Origin of the sequence: Burkholderia sp. E168m23 (assembly GCF_016586125.1) — a bacterium.
Taxonomy (GTDB): Bacteria; Pseudomonadota; Gammaproteobacteria; order Burkholderiales; family Burkholderiaceae; genus Burkholderia; species Burkholderia orbicola.
This window is the reverse complement of sequence record NZ_BCPP01000124.1, coordinates 1-10,754: the sequence shown is the minus strand read 5'-3', so window position 1 is coordinate 10,754 and position 10,754 is coordinate 1. Positions and strand designations below refer to the sequence as shown.

Annotated in this window: 10 protein-coding genes and 1 pseudogene; 7 read left to right on the top strand and 4 right to left on the bottom strand. The window is 70.1% G+C overall.

Annotation, left to right across the window (positions count from 1 at the left end):
- Together JMF90_RS09345 and JMF90_RS09340 are read right to left on the bottom strand one after the other, a co-directional pair.
- On the bottom strand, nt 1-669 hold a 669-nt coding region (locus JMF90_RS09345), incomplete at its 3' end, for a CaiB/BaiF CoA-transferase family protein (RefSeq protein ID WP_201325064.1).
- Nucleotides 670-792: 123 nt separating this feature from the next.
- Nucleotides 793-1,557 carry an IclR family transcriptional regulator gene (locus JMF90_RS09340; protein WP_011694884.1) on the bottom strand — a complete coding sequence of 255 codons (765 nt, stop codon included), beginning with the start codon at nt 1,555-1,557 and terminating at the stop codon, nt 793-795.
- A gap of 134 nt (nt 1,558-1,691) precedes the next feature.
- Between JMF90_RS09340 and JMF90_RS09335 the strand changes: the two genes are divergently transcribed.
- The 7 genes from JMF90_RS09335 (at nt 1,692) to JMF90_RS09305 (ending at nt 9,202) form a co-directional block, all read left to right on the top strand.
- Complete coding sequence (locus tag JMF90_RS09335; RefSeq protein ID WP_011548919.1) at nt 1,692-2,474, top strand: crotonase/enoyl-CoA hydratase family protein; 783 nt, start codon at nt 1,692-1,694, stop codon at nt 2,472-2,474.
- 80 nt (nt 2,475-2,554) lie between these two features.
- Nucleotides 2,555-3,775, top strand: coding sequence for a CaiB/BaiF CoA-transferase family protein (locus JMF90_RS09330; RefSeq protein WP_011548918.1), 1,221 nt, complete (start codon nt 2,555-2,557; stop codon nt 3,773-3,775).
- Nucleotides 3,772-4,569: an enoyl-CoA hydratase/isomerase family protein gene (locus JMF90_RS09325; protein ID WP_011548917.1), complete on the top strand. Its 798-nt coding sequence runs from the start codon at nt 3,772-3,774 to the stop codon at nt 4,567-4,569. Before JMF90_RS09330 ends, JMF90_RS09325 begins: the two co-directional genes overlap by 4 nt.
- A gap of 81 nt (nt 4,570-4,650) precedes the next feature.
- The gene (locus JMF90_RS09320; RefSeq protein ID WP_011548916.1) at nt 4,651-5,703 is read left to right on the top strand and encodes a porin; all 1,053 of its coding nucleotides are present in this window, start codon (nt 4,651-4,653) and stop codon (nt 5,701-5,703) included.
- A gap of 10 nt (nt 5,704-5,713) precedes the next feature.
- Nucleotides 5,714-7,033 (top strand): MFS transporter, encoded by a 1,320-nt coding sequence (locus JMF90_RS09315; RefSeq protein ID WP_011548915.1) that lies wholly within the window; start codon nt 5,714-5,716, stop codon nt 7,031-7,033.
- A 37-nt stretch (nt 7,034-7,070) separates the two neighbouring features.
- Nucleotides 7,071-8,225: an acyl-CoA dehydrogenase family protein gene (locus JMF90_RS09310; protein ID WP_011694885.1), complete on the top strand. Its 1,155-nt coding sequence runs from the start codon at nt 7,071-7,073 to the stop codon at nt 8,223-8,225.
- A gap of 38 nt (nt 8,226-8,263) precedes the next feature.
- A complete protein-coding gene (locus tag JMF90_RS09305) occupies nt 8,264-9,202 on the top strand; it encodes an alpha/beta hydrolase (RefSeq protein WP_011548914.1) in 939 nt (312 codons plus the stop codon).
- Nucleotides 9,203-9,260: 58 nt separating this feature from the next.
- On the opposite strand, the gene prpF is transcribed toward JMF90_RS09305, so the two are convergent.
- Both prpF and JMF90_RS09295 read right to left on the bottom strand, forming a co-directional pair.
- Nucleotides 9,261-10,451 (bottom strand): 2-methylaconitate cis-trans isomerase PrpF, encoded by a 1,191-nt coding sequence (prpF, locus tag JMF90_RS09300; RefSeq protein ID WP_011548913.1) that lies wholly within the window; start codon nt 10,449-10,451, stop codon nt 9,261-9,263.
- A gap of 26 nt (nt 10,452-10,477) precedes the next feature.
- Nucleotides 10,478-10,754: pseudogene (locus JMF90_RS09295) on the bottom strand (Fe/S-dependent 2-methylisocitrate dehydratase AcnD); the annotation flags it as partial.

The following is a 10,754-nucleotide window of genomic DNA, read 5'->3' as shown; positions in this document are numbered from 1 at the left end:
CAGGCTCGGCTGCGCGCCGTCGAGCTGCCCGTTCGCGCGCGCCCACAATGCGAGCGAACCGAGCATCGACACGATGTCGACGATCGCGCCGTCGACCACGCGCCCCGGCCCGCCGCCGCGTACGTCGAGCAACGCGCAGACGATGCCGAACGCAAGCCCGAGCGCGCCGCCCGCATCGCCGACGACGGTCGGCGGCACGCCCGGCCGGCCGTCGCGCGGCGCGGACAGCGACAGCAGCCCGGTCAGCGCGACGTAGTTCAGGTCGTGCCCGGCCGCGGCCGCGAGCGGTCCATCCTGGCCCCAGCCCGTCATGCGCCCGTAGACCAACTTCGGATTGCGGCGCGCGCAAGCGTCGGGCCCGAGGCCGAGCCGCTCCATCACGCCGGGCCGCAAGCCCTCGATCAACGCATCGGCCTGCGCGATCAGGTCGAGCGCGGCGTCACGCCCGGCCGGCGCCTTCAGGTCGAGTTCGACGATCGTCTTGCCTTCGCGCAACAAGTCGCCGTCGCGAGCCCGCAGCGCGTCCGGCGCGCTCGTGCGGCCGGACGGGCGCGCGATCAGCGTGATGCGCGCACCCATGCCGGCGAGCATCCAGCCCGCGAGCGGGCCGGGGCCGAGACCTTCGAATTCGACGATGTGGATACCGGCAAGCGGTGCATTCAATGACATGGCGACCTCGCTGAACTGCAGTCGGGACAGGAGCGGCGAAACTTTCCGATTCTATGCGAATGCCTGCGCGCACCGGCTTCGCGACCAGCGCCTGCTCACGCTAGTGACGGGCTTGCGCTGGCCCTAGCGCAACCCGTCGCCCGCCCGCTCCGCCAGCGCCGACCGCATCGCGCGCACGATCGCGTCCCGATGCGGGTCGATCCGCTCGACCGGCCCGGCCACGCCCATCGCCAACGGCAGCCCGTTCCAGCCGTCCGCGATCACCATCGAGATCATCGCGGCGCCCTGCGTCACGGTATGCGCCGAATACGAATAGCCGAGCCGGCGCGTCTGTTCGACCTTGTCGAGCACGACGTCCTCGTCGATCGTCCTGCCCGACTTCCCGATCCGTCGGATGCTGCGCGACACGAGCCGGCGAATCGCGCTGTCGGGCTGAATGCTCAGCAACGCCCAGCCGAGGCCCGACATGCAGATCTCGCGACGCGTGCCGATCGGCGCATAGAACTGCACCGGAATCGAATGCGAGCCCTCGACCGCGTCGATGTACTGCACGTACAGGTCGCTCTGCACCGCGATCACGACCGCCTCGTGCGTGCGCGCCGCCAGTCGCTTCGCGACCGCATGCCAGTGCCGCCGGCTGCCGGCCGCCGAATCGACCAGCGCTTCGCCGAGATTGACGAGCCGCGCGGTGGGCGCATACGCATGGGTTGCATCGTCGTAGGCAAGATAGCCGAGCGTCTTCATGCTGGTGAGCAACGCCGCCGCGCTCGACCCCGGATACCCGCAGCGCGTCGCGATCTCGCGCACGCTCAGCGGCCGCTGCAAGGTGCTGAAGAGTTCCAGCACCTCGAATACGCGCGCCGCGCTCTTGACCACGTTTCCGCTCATCCCGCCCCCTCCGCAGCGACCGGCAGGGGCCTTCCACGTATGTGGAACGGAATTTCCCGCCGTCGACCGTCGTGACGATACTAGGCTTCGGCCCGCGACGTGAAGTCCCGCGGCACAGAACATACGGAGACACCATGGCAGCCTTTTTGATCCGTGAACGGCAGGGCCCGATCCTGACCGTCACGATGAATCGTCCCGACACTCGCAACGCCATTTCGGACACCGATGCGATCGACGCGTTGACCGAATGCTGCGACGAAGCGAACCGCGACGAATCGATCCGCGTGCTGATACTGACCGGAGCCGGCACGACGTTCTCGTCGGGCGGCAACGTGAAGGCGATGCGCGCATTCGTGGAAGCCGGCCCACACGACCCTGCCGCGATCCGGACCAGCTATCGCCGCGGCATCCAGCGGCTCGCGCATGCGTTCGAGCACCTCGAAGTGCCGGCCATCGCGGCGGTCAACGGCGCGGCCATCGGCGCCGGCACCGATCTCGCATGCATGTGCGACATCCGCATCGCCGCCGAGCGCGCGCGCTTCGCGGAGAGCTTCATCGCGCTCGGTCTCGTGCCAGGCGACGGCGGCGCATGGTTCCTGCCGCGGATCGTCGGCGCCGCGGTCGCCGCGGAAATGTCGTTCACCGGCGATGCGCTCGACGCGCAGGCCGCGCTGCGCTGCGGGCTCGTGTCGCGCGTCGTGCCTGACGGCGACCTCCTCGCGCATGCGCACGAACTGGCCGACCGCATCGCCCGCCATTCGGGCAGCGCGCTGCGGCTGACCAAGCGGCTGCTGCGCGAAGGCCGCCACGCAAGCCTCGACACGCTGCTCGACCTGTCGGCGTCGTACCAGGCGTTCGCGCACGCCAGCCCCGAACATCGCGCGGCGGTCACCGCGCTGTTCGCCGCGCGCGACTGAACCCGCGACGCATCGCGACCGTGCAGCCGGCGCAGGCCGGCCTGCCGGCCCGCCGAATCCACATCGAAGGAGACATCGTCATGACCAGCAGCAACGAAGGCGCACTCGCAGGCGTGCGCGTGGTGGACCTGAGCCGCGTCTATGCGGGGCCGTTCTGCGCGCAGACGCTCGCCGACCACGGCGCGGACGTCATCAAGATCGAACCGCCGCAGGGCGACGAAACGCGCGACTGGGGGCCCGCGATGCCGAACGGCATCTCCAGCTACTACTGGGGGCTCAACCGCAACAAGCGCAATCTCGCGCTCGATCTGTCGCATCCCGACGGACGCGACGTGCTGTTGCGCGTGCTCGAAACGGCCGACGTGCTGATCGACAACTTCAAGCAGGGCACGCTCGAACGCTGGGGCATCGGCTACGAAGACTGCCTGCGCGCACGCTTTCCGCGCCTCGTCCACTGCTCGATTTCCGGCTACGGCACCGACGGCCCGCTCGCGCGGTTTCCGGGCTACGACGCGGTCGCGCAGGGCCTCGCCGGCTTCATGTCGATCAACGGCGAGCCGGGCGGCATGCCGCTCAAGGTGCCGTTTCCGGTCGTCGATTACGCGGCCGGCCTGAGCGCCGTCTCCACCATCCTGATCGCGCTGGTCGAGCGGACGCGCTCCGGCCTCGGACAGCACGTCGACATCGACCTGTTCAGCACCGCGCTGTCGATGCTGCATCCGGTCAGCACGAGCTGGATGGCGACCGGCGACGTGCCCGTCGCGACCGGCAACGTGTACGGCGCGATCGCGCCGTACGGCGTCTATCCGTGCAAGGACAAGCCGGTTGCGACCGGCGCCGGCAACAACCGCACGTTCGCGCGGCTCGTCGACGCGCTCGGCGTGCCCGAGCTGGCGCGCGATCCACGCTTCGCGACCAATGCGCAGCGCGTCGCGCATCGCGAGGCGCTCGACACGCTGCTCGGCCAGCTGACCGCCGAACTGCAGGCGGACGAGGTCGTCGAGCGGCTGATGCACGCCGGCGTCGCGACGGGGCCGGTGAACACCGTGGCCGATGCGTTCGGCCATCCGCAGGCGGCGCGCAACGCGATGTTCGTCGACACCGATACGTACACCGGCGCGGGCATCCCCGCCAAGCTGTCCCGCACGCCCGGCGCGATACGCCGGCCGCCCCAGCCGTTCGCCGCCGACACCGACGCCGTACTCGACGCATTCGGGATCGACGCGGCGCGCCGCGACGCGCTGCGGCAGGCTGGCGTGCTGCACGACACGCGGGCGGACGTGGCCGGGAGCGCGTCATGACCACCCCGCGCTTTGCTTCACCGGCGGGCGACGATGCCCCGTCGATCCTGCGCGACGACGCCGACGGCATCGCGTGGCTGACGATCCATCGCCCGCACGTCGCCAATGCGCTGTCCGCCGACGCGATCCGCCGCCTGTGCGACGAGCTCGTCACGCTCGACGACAACCCGTCGATTCGCGTCATCGTGATCCGCGGCGCGGGCGAACGCGCGTTCAGCGCGGGCGTCGATCTCGGCGACCCCGAGATCCGCGGAATGCAGCCGATGCGTGGGCTCGCACGCAACGTGCACGAGCTGATCCTGGAGCTGCGCAAGCCGACCATCGCGGCCATCAACGGCTACGCGATCGGCGGCGGCTGCGAAATCGCGCTCGCGTGCGACCTGCGGATCGCCGCCGATCACGCGACCTTCGCGTTGCCCGAAGCGCGGGTCGGCATGGGTGCGAACTTCGCGAGCGTGCTGCTGCCGCGCATGTTGCCGCACGCGATCGCGATGGAGCTGCTGTTCACGGGCCGCCGCTTCGACACGGACGAAGCGCAGCGCGCCGGCCTGCTGAACCGCGTCGTGCCCGGCGCCGCACTCGACGACACCGTGCGCGAGCTCGCGCAGACGATCGTCGCGAACGCGCCGCTCACGATCCGCCGCATCAAGGAAACCGCGACGCGCAGCCAGGGGCTGCCGGTGGCCGCCGCGCTGCGGCTGGACGTCGGCCCCGACGTCTACGCCAGCGAGGACCGGATCGAGGGCGCCCGCGCGTTTCTCGAGAAGCGCAAGCCGGTGTTCAAGGGACGCTGAGCCCGGCGCCGCACCGCAGCACCCGCGCGCACCGCTCCCAGAACGCGGGCGCGTCCAAAAAACATGGACGGAGACACCTTCATGCAACGGAAAGCATTCCTGGTCGGCGCGTGCGTGCTGTGCGCCACGCCGGCGCACGCGTCGTCGGTCACGCTGTACGGGATCGTCGACAGCTACGTCGAATTCGATCGCATCGGCAGTCTATCGAGCATGCGGCAAAGCGGCGGTGGCGCGTCGACGAGCCGCTTCGGCCTGACGGGCGTCGAGGATCTCGGCGGCGGCACGTCGACGAAATTCGTGCTGGAAAGCGGTTTCTCGCCGGCCGACGGATCGTTCCAGGGCGGCACGCTGTTCTACCGGCAGGCGTACGTGTCGCTGCAGAACACGCGCTACGGCGACCTGCGGCTCGGCCGGCAATACACGCCCGCGTTCTACGTCGTGTACGACGGCGATCCGTTCGGACTCAACGAACGGCTGTCGCCGCTTGCGCTGCTCGCCACGTCGACGGACACGATCACGAGCAACACGACGCCGCCGATTCCGCGCTTCAACCAGGCGGCGTCGTACCTGAGCCCCGACTGGAACGGCCTGCGCGTGATGGCCACGTACGGCTTTCCGACGCCGAACGCGCTCTCGACGCAGGCTGGACGCAACTACGGCGCCGGGCTGCAGTACCGGATCGGCGGGCTGTACGTCGGCGCCGGCTTCCAGGGCGATACGTCGGCCGGCAACCTCGCACCCGTCATCTCCCCGTCGACGACCCGCCACTACGTGTTCGCGGCCAACTACGCGTTCGCGCGCGTCAAGCTGTACGCCGCGTTCCTGTACGGCGTCGGCACGGCCGCGCGCCTGCCCGCGTTCTCGACCGCGAGCGTCGGCGCGTCGATCAACGTCGGTGCGCTCGATCGCGTGCTCGTGTCGGTGGTGCGCCGCGACGTGAAGGGCTCGGCGAACGACGCGACCGCGCTCGGCGTCGGCTACGACCATCCGCTGTCGAAGCGGACCTCGCTCTACGCCCGCTATCTCTACATGAAGAACGGCGGCGACGCCCGCAATACCGTCGTCGCCGGCCTGCAGCCGCAACCGGGCGGCACCGAGCAGGTGTTCGCGCTCGGCATCGTTCACCGCTTCTGACGGAGTGCCCATGGCCTCGACCCTTTCGACCCACCCGGCCGCCGTCGACGACGGCGCGACGCAGGCGCTCTATCGCCGGATCTCGCGCCGGCTGCTGCCGTTCCTGATCCTGTGCTACACGCTGTCGTTCATCGACCGGATCAACATCGGCTTCGCGCACGCGCAGATGGCCGCCGAACTGCACTTCTCCGACGCCGTCTACGGGCTCGGCGCGGGCATCTTCTTCATCGGCTACATGGCGTTCGAGATTCCGAGCAACGCGTGGCTCGCGCGAATCGGCGCGCGCCGGACGATTGCCCGGATCATGGTGCTGTGGGGCCTCGGCTCGGCCGCGACGATGTTCGTCACGACGCCCGCGCAGTTCTACGCGTGCCGCTTCCTGCTGGGCGTGTTCGAGGCCGGCTTCTTCCCCGGCATCCTGTTCTATCTCGGCGCGTGGTATCCGCCGCGGCAGCGCGCCAAGGCGTTCGCGCTGTTCATGACCGCGCTGTATCTCGCGGGGTTGATCGCCGGCCCCGTGTCGGGCGCGATCCTGTCGTACTTCGACGGCGTGGGCGGCCTGAGCGGCTGGCAATGGCTGTTCGTCGTCGAAGGGCTGCCGAGCAGCGCGCTCGGCCTCGTCGCACTGCGCTTTCTCGACGACCGGCCGGACGACGCCCGCTGGCTGTCGGACGCCGACAAGGCCGCGCTGCGCGCCGCCCACGCGCAGGCCGAAGCCGATACGCCGGCCGCGAACGCGGCGCGGCCGTTGCTCGCGCATCGCGATTTCTGGCTGCTGTGCGCGGCCAATTTCGCGATCGCGGCCGCCGGCTACGCGCTCGTGTTCTGGATGCCCGTGATCCTGCATCGCGGCGGCCTGCATGGCGCGATGCAGATCGGACTGCTGTCCGCACTGCCGTACCTGTGCGGCATCGTCGGCATGCTCGCGATGGGCTGGCGCACCGAGCGCCGGCGCGAATGGCGCAAGCACGGCGCCGTCGCGATGCTCGCGTGCGCGGCGGCGCTCGCCGGCCTCGCGAGCAGCGCCGGCACGTCGCATCTGATGATCGCGCTGTGCATCGCGGTCGCCACGCACGCCGCGGCACTGCCCGCGTTCTGGGTGCTGCCGGGGCTCGCGCTGCCGAAGCGCTCGATGGCGGTCGCGATCGCGGCGATCACGATGACCGGCGCGATCGGCGGATTCGCGAGCCCGTTCCTGATGGGCGTGCTCAACACGGCCACCGGATCGATGCGCGGCGGCCTCTATTTCAATGCCGCGCTGCTGGCGGCCGGCGCGCTCGCGTTGCTCGGCACGCTGCGCGCCCGCGCGGCGCACGCGAACGCCGGCTGACGGCGCGCCTTCTTTCTCTCCTGAACGGACCACCCTCATGAATTTCGAACTCGAACTCGAACACCGGATGATCCGCGACCTCGTCGCGCGTTTCGTGAAGGACGAACTGATTCCGCTCGAAGCGGCGGTGATGGCGCGCGAGGCCGACGGCCAGCGCTTCGGGCTGCTCGCCGACGAACGTGCGCACCTCGACGAACGCTCCCGGCAACTCGGCCTGTGGGGACTCGACGCGCCGCTCGACGCGGGCGGCTCGGATCTGCCGGCCGTCGCGATGGTCGGCGTGAACGAGGCGATCGGCACGACCGTGACCCCGTACATCCTGCCGCCCGACTCGCCGAACCTGCGGATGCTGTGCGATGCGGCCGACGCGGCGCAGCGCGCGCGCTATCTCGACCCGTACGCACGCGGCGCCACGCGTGCCGCGATGGCGATCTCCGAGCCGGGCGCCGGCTCCGATCCGGGCGCGCTGTCGACGACCGCCGTGCGCGACGGCGACGGCTGGGTGCTGAACGGCCGGAAGATCTGGATCAGCCACGCGGCCGAAGCCGACTGGACGATCGTGATGGCGCTGACCGATCGCAGCAAGGGCAAGCGCGGCGGCATGTCGGCGTTCATCGTCGATCGCGACACGCCGGGTTTCGTCATCGAACGCAGGATTCCGATGATCGGCGGGCTGTCGACCTACGAAATCGCGCTGGAAGACTGCCGCATTCCCGGCGCGCAACTGCTGGGCCGGGAAGGCGCCGGCTTCGCGCCGATGCAATCGCGGCTCGCGAACCGGCGGCTGGAGATGGCCGCGTGGTGCATCGGCCGCGCCGAGCGCGCGGTCGCGCTCCTGTGCGACCATGCGAAACAGCGCACGACCTTCGGCGTGCCGCTCGCGGAGCGCCAGGCGGTCCAGTGGTGGGTCGCCGACGCGCTCACGCAGATCCACGCATGCCGCCTGATGACTTACGAAGCGGCCGCGCGCGTGGATGCCGGGCAGGACGCCCGCACGCAGATCTCGATGGTCAAGGTGTTCGCGACCGAAATGGCGTCGACCGTCATCGATCATGCGATGCAGACGCTCGGCGCGATGGGCATGACGAAGGAAATGCCGTTGCAGCAGATGGCCAGCGAGGCGCGGCTGATGCGCATCTTCGAAGGCCCGACCGAGGTGCACCGTTGGGTCGTCGCACGCAGCGTGCTCTGACCGCGGCGCGCCGCCCACTTCCACGATGGAGCCCTGCGTTGAACACCCTGCCTCTCGTCGATCCCGAAATCCGCCCGCTGCTCGAGACCTGGCCGACCGTCACGCTCAGCGCCGACAACCTCGCACAGTCGCGCCAGCGCGTGCTGCCGCTGCCGCCGCCCGATCCGGCCGGCAGCACGCTCGAACGCCGCACGGTACCCGGCCCGGCCGGCGCGCCGGACGTCCCGGTCCTCGTCTATTTGCCCGACGGCCACGCGCGCCCGCTCCCGGCGATCGTCCACATGCACGGCGGCGGCTACGTGCGCGGCGCGGCGAAGGAGCTCGAAGCGGTGCACCGGTTGCTCGTCACACACCTCGGCTGCGCGCTGATCTCGATCGACTATCGCCTCGCGCCGGAAACGGTGTTTCCCGGCGCGATCGAAGACTGCTACGCGGCGCTCGCATGGGTGTTCCGTCACGCCGATACGCTCGGCATCGACGCCGCGCGTATCGGCGTGGCGGGCGAAAGCGCGGGCGGCGGACTGGCCGCCGCGCTGGCGCTGCTGGCCCGCGACCGCGGCGAATTCCCGCTCGCGTTCCAGCACCTGATCTATCCGATGCTCGACGATCGCACCTGCACGCGCCCGCCGCATCCGCATGCCGGCGAATTCATCTGGCATGCGGCCAACAACCGGTTCGGCTGGACCTCGCTGCTCGGTCACGCGCCGGGCATCGACGGCGTGTCGCCGTACGCGGCGGCCGCGCGCGCCACGCGGCTCGACGGCCTGCCGCCCACGTTCCTGTCGATCGGCTCGCTCGACCTGTTCCTCGACGAAAATCTCGACTATGCGCAGCGCCTGCTCCGCGCGGGCGTGCCGACCGAACTGCACGTGCTGCCCGGCGGCGTACACGGATTCGACATCGTGCCCGGCGCGCGGGTCTCGGAAACGGCGCGCCGCCTCAGCCACGACGCGCTGCGCCGTTTCCTGCACGGCTAACGAAAACGACGCGGGTGGCCGAAGCGGCCCGCATCCGCGCCGATCCCAACGGCAACGATCAGAACGCATCCCCCGGCACCCGCACCCACCCTTCCATCAGCACGCGCGCGCTGCGGCTCATGATCGCCTTCGTGACGGTCCATTCGCCGTTCTCCCGCCGCGCTTCCGCCCCCACGCGCAGCGTGCCCGACGGATGCCCGAAGCGCACCGCGTTGCGTTCGCCGCCGCCCGCCGCGAGATTGACGAGCGTACCGGGGATCGCCGCGGCCGTGCCGATCGCGACCGCCGCCGTGCCCATCATCGCGTGGTGCAGCTTGCCCATCGACATCGCGCGCACCAGCAGGTCGACGTCGCCCGCGTTCACGCGCTTGCCGCTCGACGCGACGTAGTCGGCCGGCTTCGCGACGAACGCGATCTTCGGCGTATGCTGCCGCGTCGCGATTTCGTCGAGCGTGTCGATCAGGCCCATGCGCAGCGCGCCGTGCGCGCGGATCGTCTCGAACTTCTCGAGCGCCTTCGGGTCGCCGTTGATCGCGTCCTGCAGCTCGGTGCCCGTGTAGCCGATCGCTTCCGCGTCGACGAAGATCGTCGGGATGCCCGCGTTGATCATCGTCGCCTTCAGCGTGCCGATACCCGGCACGGCCAGGTCGTCGACGAGGTTGCCGGTCGGGAACATCGAGCCGCCCGCGCCTTCCTCCTCGGCGGCCGGGTCCATGAATTCGAGCTGCACTTCGGCGGCCGGGAACGTGACGCCGTCCAGTTCGAAGTCGCCCGTCTCCTGCACCGCACCGTTCGTGATCGGCACATGGGCGATGATCGTCTTGCCGATGTTCGCCTGCCAGATCCGCACGGTCGCGACGCCGTCGCGCGGCACGCGCGCCGGATCGACCAACCCGCCGCTGATCGCGAACGGGCCAACCGCCGCCGACAGGTTGCCGCAGTTGCCGGTCCAGTCGACGAACGCCTTATCGATCGCGACCTGACCGAACAGGTAGTCGACGTCGTGGCCCGGCCGCGTGCTCTTCGACACGATCACCGTCTTGCTGGTGGACGACGTCGCGCCGCCCATCCCGTCGATCTGCTTGCCGTACGGGTCGGGGCTGCCGATCACGCGCAGCAGCAGCGCGTCGCGCGCGGCGCCCGGCGCCTGCGCGGCATCCGGCAGATCCTGCAGCCGGAAGAACACGCCCTTGCTGGTGCCGCCACGGATATAGGTCGCGGGAATCCTGATTTGAGGAATATGAGCCATGTTTGCGTAATCCCTGTGTGCGCCGGTCAAGCCGCCTGCGACGATTCGAGGAAGTCCTGCGCGAAACGCTGCAGCACGCCGCCCGCCTCGTAGATCGACACTTCCTCGGCCGTATCGAGCCGGCACGTCATCGGCACCTCGACGCGCTCGCCGTTCTTGCGGTGAATCACGAGCGTCAGATCGGCGCGCGGCGTGCGCTCGCCGATCACGTCGAAGGTCTCGGTGCCGTCGATGCCGAGCGTCGTCCGGTTGGTGCCCGGCTTGAACTCGAGCGGCAGCACGCCCATCCCGATCAGGTTCGTG

Bases quoted from the DNA above. Each gene is read 5' to 3' on its own strand.
- JMF90_RS09335 (WP_011548919.1), top strand. From the start codon at position 1,692: ATGGCAGCCTTTTTGATCCGTGAACGGCAGGGCCCGATCCTGACCGTC.
- JMF90_RS09325 (WP_011548917.1), top strand. From the start codon at position 3,772: ATGACCACCCCGCGCTTTGCTTCACCGGCGGGCGACGATGCCCCGTCG.
- prpF (WP_011548913.1), bottom strand. From the start codon at position 10,451: ATGGCTCATATTCCTCAAATCAGGATTCCCGCGACCTATATCCGTGGC.
- JMF90_RS09330 (WP_011548918.1), top strand. From the start codon at position 2,555: ATGACCAGCAGCAACGAAGGCGCACTCGCAGGCGTGCGCGTGGTGGAC.
- JMF90_RS09320 (WP_011548916.1), top strand. From the start codon at position 4,651: ATGCAACGGAAAGCATTCCTGGTCGGCGCGTGCGTGCTGTGCGCCACG.
- JMF90_RS09310 (WP_011694885.1), top strand. From the start codon at position 7,071: ATGAATTTCGAACTCGAACTCGAACACCGGATGATCCGCGACCTCGTC.
- JMF90_RS09340 (WP_011694884.1), bottom strand. From the start codon at position 1,557: ATGAGCGGAAACGTGGTCAAGAGCGCGGCGCGCGTATTCGAGGTGCTG.
- JMF90_RS09315 (WP_011548915.1), top strand. From the start codon at position 5,714: ATGGCCTCGACCCTTTCGACCCACCCGGCCGCCGTCGACGACGGCGCG.